16 protein-coding genes are annotated in these 15,192 nt (G+C 63.4%); 4 read left to right on the top strand and 12 right to left on the bottom strand.

Going from position 1 to position 15,192, the window contains the following annotated elements; all coding sequences use genetic code 11:
- Positions 1 to 87: 87 nt before the first annotated feature.
- From LB577_RS13425 to LB577_RS13415, 3 genes are all read right to left on the bottom strand, one after another.
- Positions 88 to 654 carry a DUF6101 family protein gene (locus LB577_RS13425; RefSeq protein ID WP_224687048.1) on the bottom strand — a complete coding sequence of 189 codons (567 nt, stop codon included), beginning with the start codon at positions 652 to 654 and terminating at the stop codon, positions 88 to 90.
- Between the two features lie 184 nt (positions 655 to 838).
- On the bottom strand, positions 839 to 2,269 hold the full coding sequence (locus LB577_RS13420) for an FAD-binding oxidoreductase (protein ID WP_224687047.1): 1,431 nt from the start codon (positions 2,267 to 2,269) through the stop codon (positions 839 to 841).
- A gap of 9 nt (positions 2,270 to 2,278) precedes the next feature.
- Positions 2,279 to 3,253 carry an L-threonylcarbamoyladenylate synthase gene (locus LB577_RS13415; protein ID WP_224687046.1) on the bottom strand — a complete coding sequence of 325 codons (975 nt, stop codon included), beginning with the start codon at positions 3,251 to 3,253 and terminating at the stop codon, positions 2,279 to 2,281.
- Between the two features lie 171 nt (positions 3,254 to 3,424).
- Between LB577_RS13415 and LB577_RS13410 the strand changes: the two genes are divergently transcribed.
- Together LB577_RS13410 and LB577_RS13405 are read left to right on the top strand one after the other, a co-directional pair.
- Positions 3,425 to 3,862 carry a hypothetical protein gene (locus LB577_RS13410; protein ID WP_023778659.1) on the top strand — a complete coding sequence of 146 codons (438 nt, stop codon included), beginning with the start codon at positions 3,425 to 3,427 and terminating at the stop codon, positions 3,860 to 3,862.
- 152 nt (positions 3,863 to 4,014) lie between these two features.
- Positions 4,015 to 4,404 (top strand): hypothetical protein, encoded by a 390-nt coding sequence (locus LB577_RS13405; protein ID WP_013896699.1) that lies wholly within the window; start codon positions 4,015 to 4,017, stop codon positions 4,402 to 4,404.
- 77 nt (positions 4,405 to 4,481) lie between these two features.
- Here LB577_RS13405 and LB577_RS13400 read toward each other — a convergent pair whose 3' ends face one another.
- From LB577_RS13400 to LB577_RS13390, 3 genes are all read right to left on the bottom strand, one after another.
- Positions 4,482 to 4,814 (bottom strand): ATPase, encoded by a 333-nt coding sequence (locus tag LB577_RS13400; protein WP_224687045.1) that lies wholly within the window; start codon positions 4,812 to 4,814, stop codon positions 4,482 to 4,484.
- Between the two features lie 110 nt (positions 4,815 to 4,924).
- The gene (gene glyS / locus LB577_RS13395) at positions 4,925 to 7,303 is read right to left on the bottom strand and encodes a glycine--tRNA ligase subunit beta (RefSeq protein ID WP_224687044.1); all 2,379 of its coding nucleotides are present in this window, start codon (positions 7,301 to 7,303) and stop codon (positions 4,925 to 4,927) included.
- A gap of 188 nt (positions 7,304 to 7,491) precedes the next feature.
- Positions 7,492 to 7,890 carry an endonuclease domain-containing protein gene (locus tag LB577_RS13390; protein ID WP_224687043.1) on the bottom strand — a complete coding sequence of 133 codons (399 nt, stop codon included), beginning with the start codon at positions 7,888 to 7,890 and terminating at the stop codon, positions 7,492 to 7,494.
- Between the two features lie 259 nt (positions 7,891 to 8,149).
- Between LB577_RS13390 and LB577_RS13385 the strand changes: the two genes are divergently transcribed.
- Positions 8,150 to 8,314 carry a hypothetical protein gene (locus tag LB577_RS13385; protein ID WP_224687042.1) on the top strand — a complete coding sequence of 55 codons (165 nt, stop codon included), beginning with the start codon at positions 8,150 to 8,152 and terminating at the stop codon, positions 8,312 to 8,314.
- Positions 8,315 to 8,339: 25 nt separating this feature from the next.
- On the opposite strand, the gene LB577_RS13380 is transcribed toward LB577_RS13385, so the two are convergent.
- On the bottom strand, positions 8,340 to 9,272 hold the full coding sequence (locus LB577_RS13380; RefSeq protein ID WP_224687128.1) for a glycine--tRNA ligase subunit alpha: 933 nt from the start codon (positions 9,270 to 9,272) through the stop codon (positions 8,340 to 8,342).
- A 209-nt stretch (positions 9,273 to 9,481) separates the two neighbouring features.
- Between LB577_RS13380 and LB577_RS13375 the strand changes: the two genes are divergently transcribed.
- Entirely contained in the window at positions 9,482 to 9,943 is a 462-nt protein-coding gene (locus LB577_RS13375) for a GNAT family N-acetyltransferase (RefSeq protein ID WP_224687041.1), read from the top strand.
- 65 nt (positions 9,944 to 10,008) lie between these two features.
- Here LB577_RS13375 and LB577_RS13370 read toward each other — a convergent pair whose 3' ends face one another.
- From LB577_RS13370 to LB577_RS13350, 5 genes are all read right to left on the bottom strand, one after another.
- Entirely contained in the window at positions 10,009 to 11,784 is a 1,776-nt protein-coding gene (locus tag LB577_RS13370) for a tetratricopeptide repeat protein (RefSeq protein WP_224687127.1), read from the bottom strand.
- A 143-nt stretch (positions 11,785 to 11,927) separates the two neighbouring features.
- On the bottom strand, positions 11,928 to 12,377 hold the full coding sequence (locus LB577_RS13365; RefSeq protein ID WP_224687126.1) for a DUF1284 domain-containing protein: 450 nt from the start codon (positions 12,375 to 12,377) through the stop codon (positions 11,928 to 11,930).
- 32 nt (positions 12,378 to 12,409) lie between these two features.
- Complete coding sequence (locus tag LB577_RS13360) at positions 12,410 to 13,000, bottom strand: biotin transporter BioY (RefSeq protein ID WP_224687040.1); 591 nt, start codon at positions 12,998 to 13,000, stop codon at positions 12,410 to 12,412.
- A gap of 207 nt (positions 13,001 to 13,207) precedes the next feature.
- Positions 13,208 to 13,876 (bottom strand): GntR family transcriptional regulator, encoded by a 669-nt coding sequence (locus LB577_RS13355; RefSeq protein ID WP_023764537.1) that lies wholly within the window; start codon positions 13,874 to 13,876, stop codon positions 13,208 to 13,210.
- A gap of 108 nt (positions 13,877 to 13,984) precedes the next feature.
- Positions 13,985 to 15,001, bottom strand: a complete 1,017-nt coding sequence (locus LB577_RS13350; RefSeq protein WP_224687039.1) for a polyprenyl synthetase family protein — start codon at positions 14,999 to 15,001, stop codon at positions 13,985 to 13,987.
- Between the last annotated feature and the right edge of the window lie 191 nt (positions 15,002 to 15,192).

The following is a 15,192-nucleotide window of genomic DNA, read 5'->3' as shown; positions in this document are numbered from 1 at the left end:
TCCACGCCTTGGCCCTTCGCAAGCTCAGGGCGTTCGAAGCTCGAAAAGCCAAGCAATTGGCTTTTCGTTCGCTACGCGAACCGCTTCTCACTCCCTTGAAATGATCTCCTGGCCGTCGATGACCAGCCTGAGACCGAGGTCGCCGGCCCGGCGGCGGGCGAGGAAGCGCGGACGGCGCATGGTCGAAACGCGGCCCTTGCGGCGATCCTGCGGCGGCAGCGTCTTGATGGCGGCGCCGAGCGATTCTTCCAAAGTGCGGGCAATGCCATCCGATTCGATCAACAGCATCGGCAGGCGGTACGCGTCGGCCCAGGCGCGCCAGTCGGCGGCGACATCTTCAAGATCGTCGGCCACCAGCAGCGGCACCGACAGCATGGGATCGTTGTGCAGGAGTTCCAGGGTCACCGTGACATTGCCGTCCGGATCCTCCATTGCGCGGGCGGCAACGCCGCGGAACGCATTGGCGGGCAGAGCGATGATCGCCGGCACGCCGCTCATCTCGAGCAGGCGGCGGATCACGGCGCCGCGATGGTCGATGGTGAAAGTCACGTCGCCATAATCGTCGCGCGTGGCGTAGCTCACCATCTGGGGCAGTCGGAATGGGTCGAGGCGCATGTTGCGTCCCGCCCAGACTGGCTTAAGTCCGGTGTTCATAGAGTGCCTTCCTGTCTGTCTCCTGAGAGCCGGTGTCCGGTTCTCTCCGGGCCAGTTTTCCCGGCCTCGTTATGGGGAAACATTAGCGCTGGCTCCTTACCGCCGCGCTTAAGAAAGTCGGTTAAATTTTGCTGATCTCAGGGATGGTTATCGGAATGCCACCAGCCAGAAGATGTAGAAAGGATCAGATAACCTTACCCGGATTCATGATGCCGGCCGGATCGAAGGCAGCCTTCACCCTGCGCATCAGATCGATCGCCATCGGCGGCGCGGTGGCGATCAGTTCGTCGCGCTTCAACTGGCCGATGCCGTGCTCGGCCGAGATCGAGCCATGGAAGGAGCGGACGACATCGTGCACGACCTTGTTCATGGCGTGGTAGAGGCCGAGGAAGGCCTCGTCGTCGGCGCCCTCCGGCCGCGAGATGTTGTAGTGCAAATTGCCGTCGCCCATGTGGCCGAAACAGACCACCCGCGCGGCTGGGCTGACCGAAGCTACAGCACCGGCGGCTTTGCCGATGAATTCGGGGATTGACGATATCGGCACGGAAATGTCGTGCTTGATCGAGGCTCCTTCGGGCTTCTGGCTCTCGGGCAGTACCTCGCGGAAATTCCAGAAGGCATCGGCCTGGGCGAGGCTTGCCGCGATCACCGCGTCGCCGACGATGCCCAGCTCCAGAGCGGCCGACAGCACCTCCTCGACAAGCGCCTTGCCGTCCTCTTCCGAACGGCCCGAGGACACCTGCATCAGCACATACCAGGGCCAGTCCTCGGCCAGCGGCCGAGTCACGCCTTGTGCATGCTTCAAAGTGAAGTCGTACGGCCGTTTGCCGATCAGTTCGAAGGCGGTGAGCGAAGCGCCGGCGCGGTCCATGGCCAAGCCGAACAGGGAGAGCGCGGCCTCTGGCGACGACAGGCCGGCAAAGGCCACTTCCCGCCCCTTCGGCTTCGGGAACAGCTTGAGCACGGCGGCGGTGATGACACCGAGCGTGCCTTCGGCGCCGACGAACAGGTCCTTCAAATCGTAGCCGGTGTTGTCCTTCTTCAGCTTGCGCAGATCGTCGAACACCTCGCCGGTCGGCAGCACCACTTCGACGCCGAGACAGAGTTCGCGCGCATTGCCGTAAGCTAGCACGCCGGTGCCGCCGGCATTGGACGAGAGGTTGCCGCCGAGCTGGCAGGAGCCTTGCGCGGCCAGCGACAACGGAAACAGCCGGCCGGCGGCATCGGCGGCTTCCTGCAGCGTCTGCAGGATGACGCCGGCCTCGACCGTCACCGTGTTGGACAGGAGGTCGATCTCGCGAATGCGGTTCAGCCGCGACAGCGACAGGATGATCTCGCGGCCGGACCTGTCCGGCACCTGGGCGCCGACAAGCCCGGTGTTGCCGCTCTGCGGCACGACCGGTGTTCCCGTCTTGGTCGCCAGCCGCATGATCCGGCTGACTTCGTCGACGCTGCCCGGCCGCAGCACCAGTGACGTCGCGCCGTGCCAAAGCCCACGCCGTTCGACGAGGAAAGGCGCAATGTCCCGCGCGTCGCGCAGCGCATATTTATCGCCGACGATCGCCGCGAAGCGATCGATGAGAGCGGGATCGAGTGTCTGTGAAATTTCGGTCATGTGGGAAAACTATGTCGTGGGCTGTGTGTTGTCACGAGGGGCGGCGGCGCGTGAAAGCCGATCGTTGATGGCTTCGCCCAGTCCGTCGAAGGGTATCGGCTCGACGGCGATGGTCCGCGCACCGCTGCGGTCGAGATCCTGCATATAGGCGAAGAGATTGCTCGCCGCTTCGCGCAGGTCGCCCGTTTCGGACAAATTGAGGAAGGCGGTGGCGCGTTGCCAGCCCGCGGCCCGGCGATTGCCGAAAGCGAGCAGAGCTTCGCCGTCGCCGACCGTGCCGGCATGAAGCCGCACCGCGGCCCTTGGCGCATAGTGCGAGGCAAGCATGCCGGGCGCTTCGACGCCGGCGCCGCCACCGCGCAACAGCTCCATGCCGACGGCCGCCTCGATGTCCTCGGCGGCAATGCCGCCGGGCCGGAGCAGCCGCAATCGTCCCGCCTCGGCCTTGACGATGGTCGATTCCAGCCCGACCGGCGTCGCGCCGCCGTCGACCACCAGCTTGATGCGTGCGCCGAGATCGGCCGCCACCGCTTGCGCCGTCGTCGCGCTGATCTTGCCGGATGAATTGGCGCTGGGTGCGGCAAGCGGCCGGCCGAGACGGGCGATGAGGTCGCCGCCAAAGCCCCTAGGCATGCGCAGGGCGATCGTATCGAGCCCGGCCGTGACCAGCGGATGAATGCCGTTGCCGGGCCGCTGCGGTAACACCAGGGTCAGCGGGCCCGGCCAGAACGCAATCGCCAGTTTCTTCGACAGCGGATCGAACAGGGCGATGCGTTCGGCCATCGCCATGTCGGCGACATGAGCGATCAGCGGATTGAAACGCGGCCGCCCCTTGGCCTCGAAGATGCACGCCACGCCGATGCCGTTGGTGGCGTCGCCGGCAAGCCCGTAGACCGTTTCCGTGGGGATGGCGACGACATCGCCGCCCTGGAGCAGTGCCAGCGCCCGCTCCAACGCCTCGCCGGCGCCAATTATCTCAGCCACTCTCGTCACCTCGCAGATGCCGGCTGCGTAGTACGATGGCGGCTGTTGAGCAAGCCGGGCCGAGAACGGCCTTGGCGATTTATCAATCCCTAAAATGCTATGTTTCCGCGAAAGCCGGTATCAATTCCGGTCCGCTATCATCGCGGCGAGGGCAAAAGGGGAGCGATATCAGTGTCTGTGCGTATCGTACTGGGGATCACCCTGGCGGCTTTGACATGCGGGGCTCAGGCCTCTTCGCTGGTTTTTCCCGGCGCGCCGGCCTCGACGCCCTCCGTCATCATGATGGCAGCCGATGCCAAGGCGAGCGACATGGTGTCCGTGGTTGCGCTCGGCGAGCCAGACGTCACCTATGAAAAGGTGGCCGCGATCCCGAACGCGCCTGAAGCCCGCCATGGTTTCATGCGGAACCCGATGATCATTCGTGGCGGCGTCGTCGGCGACGCCTTCTCGGCACCGGTGCAAGCAACGACGCCGGCCGCGGCCACCGCACCTGCTGCTGCGCCTGCAAGCGCGACCGCCTCGGCCGCGCCCACGCCGGACACGCAAAAGAAACCCGCCGCGCCTGCAGCCGCATCGATGCCCGCGCCCGGGGTAGGCAAGGTCAAGTAGCGCCCGCCCGCCAGTCAACCGGCAGCTTGACGGCGCGCCGGCGCCCTGCGCACCATCGCCGCGCGAATTCGTCCTGGCATATTTCGCCGGTCGACGCTGCCGCATGAATTTAGTCAAGCGGCGCGGGATTCATCATTCAAAGGGGGTTGATCATGAGAAAATCCAAAACCGTCACCATGGCCGGGCTTCTGCTGGCGTCGCTGCTCGGCGCCAATGCAGCGCAAGCCGATGACATGCTGGGGTCCTATGTCGCGCGTATCTCAGACCGCGACCACCAGGCGAGCGATGGCTATGCGCTGGACGGCGCGGCACAGATGGTGCGGCAGGATCGCGCCAACTGGCACAAATTCCATCGCCGCGACCGCGACGACGAGGCTGATGGCTGGTTCAGGACCAACGACCAGCGCGCCGATCTGCAGCGTATGCTGGAGCGCCCCGGCGCGATGAGTTCCTCGACAAGGCGGGCCATCGTCAATGGCGAGCCGCTGATCCAGGTCGACGTCTACGAAAACAGCGTACGCGTCAGCATCCTGGAAGACTGACTGCATCAGCATCCCGGAACAAGAAAGGGCGACGCTAATGCGCCGCCCTTTCTTCTCGATAGAACCGGATTGAAATCTCAGGCCGCTTCTTCCTTGCCGTCGTCTTCTTCGGACTCGCCGTCTTCGGATTCTGATTCGTCCTCGGCGTCGTCGCCTTTGGCCTTAACGCTGTCATCGGCGTCGTCTTCGTCCTCATCTTCCTCTTCGTCTTCATCGTCGCCCGAGAGCTTGGCGGCTTCAGCGTCATCAGCCGCTTCGCCTTCGTCGTCGCCGTCCTCATCGTCAGAGTGATCGGCGGCTTCGACCGTGGCGGCGGCGGCATGGTCGAGGGCGGTTTCGAAAGCGGAATCAATCGCCTCGGCGGCGGCCGGGGTTTCTTCTGTCACTTCGATTTCGTGATCGGAATTCATGGAAGCCTCCGTGGGGTTGGGGAACACGTCCCGTTTGCCACGGAGAGATCATCGCCATATGACTATAAGCCGGCTCGAACGGCGGGTTGGAAGATATTTTTCGAGGCCGATCAACCAGCGATTTTCGCGAAATCCGCGACCTGACCGGTGGCCGCACGGATGCGAGCCAGCAGCGCCAGGCGGTTGGCGCGCACGGCCAGATCCTCATCATTCACGAGAACATGCTCGAAGAATGAATCAACCGGTTCACGCAACGCGCTAAGCGCCAGCATGGCGGCGGAAAAGTCTTCGTTTTGAATCGCTTCGCCGGCTTGCTTCTCGGCCTGATTCACCGCCGCAAACAGCGATTTCTCGGCATCCTGCCGGAACAAGGCCGGCTCAACGGTTTGCGCGATCGCCGTTTTCTTCTTCTCCTCGGCAGCCAGGATGTTGGCCGCACGCTTGGTGCCGGCGAGCAGATTTTTGCCGTCCTCGGTATCGAGGAAGGAGCCCAGCGCTTCGACCCGGCGTACGATCTGCAGGAGGTCGTCGGACCGCGGGGTGATGACGGCGTCGATCAGATCGTGGCGTGCGCCCTGGTCGCGGAGGTAGACTTTCAGGCGGTCGTGGAAGAAGGACAAAAGATCGGCGATCAATGGCGACAGCGACGCTTCAAGCTCCATCAGACGCTGGCCGTCAAAGAACTCCCGCTCCTGATCGGCGGAGCCAAAAGTTTCCGAACTTGCCTTGGCCAGTCCACCTTTCAACAGGTTGGAAATCAAGCCTGCTTCCGACAACAGCTGGCTTGCGCCCTTGTAGTCGCGAATGCTGGAATCGAGCATCGCGACGACGCCACGGCTCTCCGTTCCCTCGCCTTTTTGTTCATATACGGCGAGGGCCGAAGAGACTGCGGCCGCGATGGCGATGCCCAGCGAAAGCTTGAGCTTGTTTTCCAGTATGACCCTCACCATGCCCAGCGCCGCTCGACGCAGCGCATACGGATCCTTCGATCCTGTCGGCTTTTCGTCGATGGCCCAGAAGCCGACGAGCGTATCCAGCTTGTCGGCAAGTGCCACAGCGACCGACACCGGATCGCTCGGCACATAATCGGACGGGCCCTGCGGCTTGTAATGTTCCTCGATGGCCGCTGCCACGGACGGATGTTCGCCCTGGAGCAGCGCATATTTGCGGCCCATGGCGCCCTGGAGTTCGGGGAACTCGCCGACGACTTCGGTGGTCAGATCTGCCTTTGCGAGAATGGCGGCGCGGCTCGCCACCGCGGGGTCAGCGCCGACGATCGGCGCCAATTCCCTGGCCAATCCCTTGATCCGCTCCACGCGCTCGCCCTGCGTGCCGAGCTTGGCGTGGAACGTCACATCGAGATGGTCGAGGCGGGCCATGCGCTGGTCAAGCGGCTTTTTCAGATCGAGCCCGAATTTTTCCGCCGATGTCTCGAGCTGGCCAAGATCAGGCAGATCGCCCTGGTCGGTCGTCCAGAAATAGAGGGCGTCGGAGAGGCGCGCGCGCACCACCTTGCCGTTGCCGTGGGCGATCTCCTTGCCGCCGTCCGTGGCCTCGATGTTGGAGGTAAGGATGAAGCGGTTGGAAAGTGTCTCGCCCTCGCCTTGCAGGCGCGTGACGAAGCACTTCTGGTTGGCGCGGATGGTCAGCCGGATGACTTCGGCGGGGATGGCGAGGAAAGCCTGCTCGAACTCGCCCATCAGCACGACCGGCCATTCGACCAGCCCCGACACCTCCTCCAGCAAGCCCTCGTCTTCGACCAGGTCGAGCCCATTGGCGAAAGCGAGGTTGCGGGCATCGGCGAGAATGATCTCCTTGCGGCGATCGGCGTCGAGCACGACCTTCGCCGCCTCCAGCTTGCTCACATAGTCGTCGAAGCGACGCACGGTGATTTCGCCGGGCGCAAGGAAACGGTGGCCGTAGGTGACGTTGCCGGAGCGGATGCCGTCGATCTCGAAATCGACAACCACCGGCTCCTCGGTTTCCGGTCCAAAGGTGCACAGGATCGATTGCAGCGGTCGCACCCAGCGCAATGAGCCCGGTTTCGCGGAGGCCGGCCCCCAGCGCATCGATTTCGGCCAGGGGAAATTGCGGATGATACCGGGCACCAGTTCGGCGATGATCTGTTCGGCAGCCCTACCCGGCTTTGAGATGTGGGCGACATAGAAGTCGCCCTTCTTCGGATCGGAATGGACATGCGCCTCGGCGATCGAAGACAGCCCGGCCTTGCGCAGGAAACCCTGGACCGCCTGCTCCGGCGCCGTCGTCGACGGACCCTTGATCTCTTCGTTTATATCCTTCGAACGCGCTGTCAGACCCCTGATATCGAGCGTCAACCGCCGCGGCGTCCAGTACTCGCGCGCCGCCTCGTAAGTCAGACCCGCTTCGACCAGACCGTCGGTCAGCATTTTCCGGAGGTCACCCGCCGCCTTACGCTGCATGCGGGCAGGGATTTCCTCGGAGCGAAGTTCGAGCAAAAGATCCGGCATCAGAGTTTCTCCGCCCGCATGCCATTTTCCTGTTTGCGCGTCCTCGCGCCTCCGGCGCTGCGGGCGCGCGGCTGGGCGGGGATTTCCTCGGAGCGAAGTTCTAGAAGCAGGTCAGGCATTGGTGGCTCCTCACCCTCCCCTCGATGGGGAGGGTCGGCGCGTCAGCGCCGGGGTGGGGTGGCGGCATCTCAGGATCGAGCGCCTTCGGCGTCTCGCGGGCCAAGGTGTGATTTTCGTTCTTCCACCGCCGCATAGATCGTATCGAGCACGGAATCCAGTTCGTTTTTGATTTCATGGTTCCAGAATCGGACGACGCGATAATCCTGGCTCTCGAACCATTTTGTTCGACGTTCGTCGTGGCGCTGTTGGCCGTCGAAACTGTGGTGAGCGCCGTCGACCTCGATGATCAGTTTCAGCCGGTGTGAGATGAAGTCGGGGAAGTAAATCCCGATCGACGCCTGCCTGCGGAAATGAGTGCCTTCAACTGGAATGCGCCACAGATGCCGCCACAAGATGCGCTCCTCGTCGGTCATTGCCGCGCGAAGCCGTTGGGCGGACTGCAGCTTGAACCGATCGAGCTTCGGCATGAGAAATCGCGCTATCGCCCCCCCCCGCCGCTGCGCGGCGACCTCCCCCATCAAGGGGGAGGTGGAAGGGCATAGCAACTCGGCTGCCTGCTGTCACCCTTTCAACACGGCTATCGCTGACTTCGGCCGATTTCCGGAAATTTTAGCAGTCCTGTCGGGAAGAGGCGGCCCCACTCGTCCTTGGGTCAAAGATTTCCATGAACCGAACGCAGCGCTGAAGCGACCTACGCTCAGGCAGGAAACTATTGGCTGAACGACCATGAAAACGGCATCCAGACTTCTGCAGATCCTCGCGCTCAGCGCCTGCTTCACCGCGCAGGCCCACGGCGCCTTCTCGATGCCAGGTGTGCGGCAGGCGCTGCGGACCATGGCTGGCGCCAGCAGCCAGATCCTGTCACCGATCGAAATGATGAAAGGCGTCTGAAACTAGAGCGGTTCCCGGAATTGCTTTAAGCCGCCAGTCCACCCGCCTGCGTCTTCAAAAACGCCTCGCCGCAGGCCTTCGCCAGATTGCGCACGCGCAGGATGTAGCTCTGCCGCTCGGTGACGGAGATCACGCCACGCGCGTCGAGCAGGTTGAAGACATGGCTGGCCTTTATGCACTGGTCGTAGGCGGGAAAAACCATCTTGTGCATCGGCAAATTGTCGTTCGACGCGGGAGCCCCGGCGTCGAGCAGGGCCTTGCACTCGGCCTCGGCGTCCTCGAAATGCCTGAGCAGCATCGCCGTGTTGGCGTATTCGAAATTGTGGCGCGAATATTCCTGCTCGGCCTGCAGGAAGACGTCGCCATAGGTGACCTTTTCAGCGCCTTCACGACCGTTGAAATTGAGGTCGTAGATGTTGTCGACGCCCTGCACATACATGGCCAGCCGTTCCAGCCCGTAGGTCAGTTCGCCCGCCACGGGAGCGCATTCGATGCCGCAGACCTGCTGGAAGTAGGTGAACTGCGAGACCTCCATGCCATCGCACCAGCATTCCCAACCGAGCCCCCAGGCGCCCAGGGTCGGGCTTTCCCAGTCGTCCTCGACGAAGCGGATGTCATGCAGCAGCGGGTCGACGCCGATCGCCGCCAGCGAGCCGAGGTAGAGCTCCTGCAGGTTCGGCGGGTTCGGCTTCAGGATCACCTGATACTGGTAATAATGCTGCAGCCGGTTCGGGTTCTCGCCATAGCGGCCATCCTTGGGACGGCGCGAGGGCTGGACGTAGGCGGCATTCCAGCCCCGGGGGCCGAGCGCGCGCAGCGTCGTTGCCGGGTGAAACGTACCGGCGCCGACCTCCATGTCATAGGGCTGGAGGATGACGCAACCATAGGCCGCCCAGTAATTGTGCAAGGTCAGGATCAGCCCCTGGAAAGAGCGGCTGGGATGCATATGGGCAGGCATTTCAATCGTCACGGGTGGCCTCGACAGCAAAGGCTAGCTTAGCGCCACGTCCTAGAGACACGGCGGCGAAGCGTCAAGCAAGGCGCATCGAGGCCGGGCAGCCTTGGACGTACCGCGCGATGTTGAGAACGTTGCCGGGTGCTGGCCCATTGTCGGCCCCGAGAACCTGCGATCTGTTCGACCCCTTACATGAACGACAGGTGCCAGCCATGCCCAGTTCCATCATAGTCCGCCCGATCACGCGACAGGACTACGATCAATGGCTGCCGCTTTGGGACGGCTACAACGCATTCTATGGCCGCGCGGGTGAGACGGCGCTGACAGGCGAGATCACCGCGATGACGTGGTCGCGCTTCTTCGATGCCTATGAGCCCGTCCATGCGCTGGTTGCCGAAAGCGACGGGCAGCTTCTCGGCCTCGTGCATTATCTGTTCCACCGCAGCACCACCGCGATCGCACCGAACTGCTATCTGCAGGATCTTTTCACCACGGAGGCCTCACGGGGAAAAGGCATCGGCCGGGCCCTGATCGAAGGCGTTTATGAGCGCGCCCAGGCCGCCGGCTCGGGTCGGGTATACTGGCTGACGCATGAGACCAACCACACGGCGATGAAGCTCTACGACAAGGTTGCCGAGCGCTCCGGCTTCGTCGTCTACCGGAAGCTGTTCTAAAACGCGTCGCTGCAAACGAAAAAGGGCTCCAAATCGGAGCCCTCTCGCAATCAAGATGGTCGACGTCACCCTTTCGGGGCGGGAACCGGCTCTGGCTTCACCTTCGGGGTTTCCTGCGCCGTGTTGGATTCGATCGGCGGCAGGCCCTTCATCAGCTTCTGCTGCAAGGTGGCCAGCACATCCGGGTCCGGCTTCAGGTCGCGGGCCTGGTTCCACTGGAAGGTGGCTTCCAACTTGCGGCCGACGCGCCAGTAGGCGTCGCCCAAATGGTCGTTGAGAACCGGATCTTCCGGCTTAAGCGACACGGCGCGTTCCATTTCGCGTACCGCGTCATCGAACCTGCCGAGGCGGAAATAGGCCCAACCCAGCGAATCGACGATGTAACCGTCACTCGGCCTCAGATCGACGGCCTTCTGGATCATCGCCAGGCCTTCCTTGAGGTTGGTGTTCATGTCGACCCAGGAATAGCCGAGATAGTTCAGAACCTGCGGCTGGTCCGGCTGCAATTCCAGCGCCTTGCGGAAGTTAGGCTCGGCTTTCGGCCATTCCTTCAGGCGCTCATAGGCGATCCCGCGCTGGTAGAAGATGTTCCAATTGGCTGCGGTCGGCGTCTTCAGCGCGTCGACGGCCTTGTCGTAGATGTTGGCGGCCGAGCGGAAATCCTCCTTCGAGGAATAGACCCCGCCGAGTGCCAGATAGGCGCGCATGTCGTTGGGATGGGCGTCGACGAAGGCCTTGAGATGCGTGATCGCCTCGTCATGACGGTCGAGATCGGCAAGGTTGAGGCCAAGCTGCAGGTCCGAAAGCTGCTTCAGCGGCGAAGAATCGGGGATGCGCCGATAGAGCGCGATGGCGCCCTCGCCGTCCTTCAACTGCTCGGCGACGGCGGCGAGTTGCACCAGAGCCGCGTCGCTGTCAGGCCTCAGGGCCAGGGCATATTGCAGATAGAGGCGCACGAACGGTTCGCCGCCGCCACGGTTGAGTGCGGTGGCGAGATCGAGCAGGATTTCGGAAGCACCGTCGGACGGGCCGGAAACGAAGGGCTCAATCTTGTCACCCTTGGCGATCCTGTCGCGCAAGGTGACGATTTCCAGCTTGCCGGGCGAGAACGCCTCGGCCTGATCGAGCACCGATATCGCCTTGTCCTTGTCGCCCTTGCGGGCCAGGAACGAGGCATAGGCCTGTGCGTTGCGCATCCAGGTCTCGGGAGCCGCGCCGCCGGCTGCCGTATCCTGCATCGTCGCGGCGTAGATCGCCTCGGCCTTCTCGGGCATGTTGGAGGCATCGGCGATCAGCGCGCGGTGGAAGGACTTGAACAGGCCGAACCAGTCCGGCCCCTGCAATTTGTCGATCGCGGCCATTGCGTCGGCGGGCTGGCCGGCACCTTGTTCGGCCCAGCCGGACATGACGCCCGAAATCAGCCGATCAAGATCGGATTCCAGCGACAGCTTGAGCCAGTACTGCGCCTTGGTGAAGTCCTTCTTGTGGAAGGAATCGACCGCCAGCGCCAGGCGCGAGAAACGCTCGACGTCGGGCACTTCCTTGAGCTTGTCGGCATAGACCAGCGATTCATCGAAGCGGCCTTGCGCGATCAGCGACAGCATCAGGCTCTGCTGCAGCGCGGTGTCGCTTGGATTGAAGGCCAGGGCTTGCTTGTAGTAGGCGATGGCGCTGTCGAGGTCGTTGTCGCCTTCGGCGATCCGGGCCGCCAGATAGGCGCCAGAGAATGACGAGATCTTGACCGGCTCTGTGGATTGCTTGGCATAGGCCGGCAAAGCCGAGAGCGCCATGCCCGTCACAATTGCCAGCCTTGTCAGCCAGCGCGCACGTCCTTGCTGCATCGTATCCCTTTCAGCCACGCGCCGTCACCGCGTCAGCGGAATCGGCGTAGACTCGATCTTTCCAGGCAAAGCATGTCCTTTTTGGGGTCGCGCTTCAATCCGCCTGAAATTCACAATCGGGTCACCCGATTAACAAACCATGGCTAGAAAGGACAGTTTTCCGTCTCCGCGGACCGCTGCAGCCGCGTATCGCGATAATTGCCGGCCGCAACGGTGCTGCACAGCGCGCTCCATTCGCAGCCTTCGCACGCCTTGCGCACGAGGCCGGTCGAAAACGCCTGCCGAAGCCGCACCAGTGTGGCGGCGTCGAGATCGAGACGGACGCCGACGTGGATCGGCCGGGCCAGCAGATCCTCGACCTCCCGCGCGGCCAGTTGGTCGCGTGCGGCCGCGCTGTCGCGCAGGCAGTGCGGCTCGGGTTCGTCGAGCAGCGGGGCGCAGATGTCGTCCGGTCCGGAGACGAGGAGGATATCCTCGCCCCGGCTCAGGCGCTCCGCGATCCCGTCATAGTTGGCGGTGAAGGCAGAGCTGTATCCTTTGCCCACATAGGTGAGCAGGCAAAGGAGATGGTGGGCGCGCAGTCTTATCGTCACGGATTGGCTGATCGTCACGGATTGGACGATCGTCACGAATTGGCGGGCTTGGCCTTGCCGCGAAGCGCCATGAGCGTCGCGGCACCGAGCGCCGATTTGAGCAAGCCACCTACGATGAACGGCAGGAAGCCGAAGGTGATGGCCTGTTCGGCGCCGATCATGACAGCGAGCCATGCCGTTCCGAGCACCAGACATGCAAGGTTGCCGAGCAGCATGGCGGCGAAGGCGAGCACCACCCTGTTGCCGTTCCAGCCGCGTTCGGCCAGCCAGCCGACAAGCGCGCCGGTGACCGGAAAAGCAAAGAGATAGCCGCCAGTCGGCCCAACGAAATGCTGCAGCCCGGCAGCGCCTCCGGCCAGGACCGGGAAGCCGGCCGCGCCTTCGACCAGCCAGGCGGCAATGGTGACCGTGCCAAGCCGCCAACCGTAGAGCGCACCGATCAGGGTCACGGCGAAGGTCTGCATGGTCACCGGCACGGGCACCATGGGCACTTCGATGTAGGAGGACAGCGCCAGGAACAGCGTGCCGAGCACGACGGCTCCGACCTGCCATGCGAGCGAGCGATCCTGGAGCCGGAGCGGGCTGAAGGACGGCTTGCGGGACGCGAATGCGATGTTTGTCATGAGAATTCCTTCGACCGATTGAAATTATAGATAATTTCTGCTTTCGATCTATTATCGAATCCACATTTCTTCGGGGATAGCAAGCCTTCACTGTGCAGAGGCTGCCTAAAGCGTGTCGCGACGCGCTTCAGGCCCATTCGCTTTATGCAGTCGTCCTCCCGAAACCGGGCCTGTTGGGCGACGTGCATCAGCCCACGATGGAAGGCTTCAGCCCACGATGGCAAAGGCTTCGCGCGTCGCGCCGGAGGCCGTCCTGACCGGCTTGCGGCCAATCCATTGGACATGCCGCCCGAGCGTCGCGGCGGCGGATTCGGTGTTTCCCTGCCGCAAGGCGGCCAATATCGCCCTGTGGTCCTGATCGGTCCGCGTCTCCCACTCCGAGCGCCATGCCGCGAACAGAAAACGGGCGCTGGCGGCGTGCAGGTCGTCGACGGTGGCGAGCAGGCGCGGCATGCCGCATGGCGCGAGGATCAGCCGGTGAAAGGCGCGGTTGGCTTCTTCCCACGACCTGACGTCGCGGGATTTGTCGCCTGCCTTTGTAGCTTCCTCGGCGAGATCGAGAATGGCCGACGTCAGATGCGGCGCGGCATGGCGCAGCGCCAGCACTTCGAGAGCGGCTCGCATTTCGGCGACTTCCTTGACCTCGCCGAGATCGAAAGCCGCTACGCGCACCCCTCGGCGCGGCTCGCTGACCGCTAGCCCTTGCGCCTCCAGGCGGCGGAAAGCCTCGCGCACGGGAACATGGCTGGTGTTGAATTCCTCGGCGATATGATCCTGCCGAAGCCTTGCCCCCGGCTCGATCGCGCCGGAGATGATGCGGTCAGCCAACGCCTTGCCGATGCGCACCGCGATGGTGTCGTCCGTGCCCTTTGCCATGTTTTATAGATAATTTGCGACGGGGTGGTTTGTCGAGACGGCGGAACGGCTTTCACAGATTCTCCCCCGCCGGCACGAGCCAGAGGGAATTCCGTGAAAGACAGCCGCTCAATTCACCCGGCTGATGCAGAAATCGATGACGTCGATCAGCGCCGACTTCTGCGGCGTCTCTTCCAGCGGCGCCAACGCATCACGGGCGATCTCGCCGAAATGGCGGGCGCGTCCGATCGTGTCGGCAATGGCGCCGTGGCGGGTCATCAGGCCGATCGCCTTTTCCAGGCCGGCGTCATCGACGACATTGTCCTCGATGGCGCGCTTCCAGAAGGTGCGTTCGGCCTTGCTGCCGCGCCGGTAGGCGAGGATAACCGGCAGGGTCACCTTGCCCTCGCGAAAATCGTCGCCGACATTCTTGCCGAGGTCCTTGCTGGTGCCGCCATAGTCGAGCGCATCGTCAATCAGCTGGAAGGCGAGGCCGAGATTCATGCCGTAGGAGCGCAGGGCCGCACGGTCGTTGCGGGTTGCCTGGGCGATGACGGGACCGACCTCGGCAGCGGCTGAAAACAGGGCAGCGGTCTTGGCCTTGATGACGGCGAAATGCTCGTCCTCGGTGGTTTCGAGATTCTTGGCGGCGGCAAGCTGCATGACCTCGCCCTCGGCGATGATCGAGGCTGCGCTGGACAGGATGTCGAGGGCTTCCAGCGAGCCGACATCGACCATCATGCGGAACGCCTGGCCGAGCAGGAAATCGCCGACCAGCACGCTCGCCTGGTTGCCCCAGATCATGCGGGCGGTTTTCTTGCCGCGGCGCATGCCGCTCTCGTCGACGACGTCGTCATGGAGCAGCGTGGCGGTGTGCATGAATTCGACAGAGGTGGCGAGCTTGACGTGGCCCTCGCCGGAATAGCCGAACATCTGGGCGGCTGCGAGCGTCAGCATCGGCCTCAGCCGCTTGCCGCCGGACGAGATCAGATGGTTGGCGACCTCCGGGATCATCTCGACGTCGGAGCCTGCCTTGGACAGGATCAATTCGTTGACGCGCCCCATGTCGGCTGCCGTCAGGTCGATGAGATCCTTGATGGACGCGGGTTCCCGCTTCCCATTTTCGATGTTGAGAACGACACCCACGACAATCACTCCCGTCTTGGTATAACGCGTGCGACGGCACCCTTAGTCCCGTATCGACTCTAGGGCGGCGGATACGGCCACGGCAAGTGGCGAATTGGCGCGGCGTCGATGACAGGCTGTCAACCGATACCGATCGCGGCCAACACCGGGGCGGGCCGTGACCGAGCCGGAGTGTGCCATGGAATCCGCGT

The sequence above is a fragment of the Mesorhizobium sp. B283B1A genome, assembly GCF_020165735.1.
Taxonomy (GTDB): Bacteria; Pseudomonadota; Alphaproteobacteria; order Rhizobiales; family Rhizobiaceae; genus Mesorhizobium; species Mesorhizobium opportunistum.
Note: the sequence above shows the minus strand (reverse complement) of the source record. Positions and strands in the feature narration are given on the sequence as shown.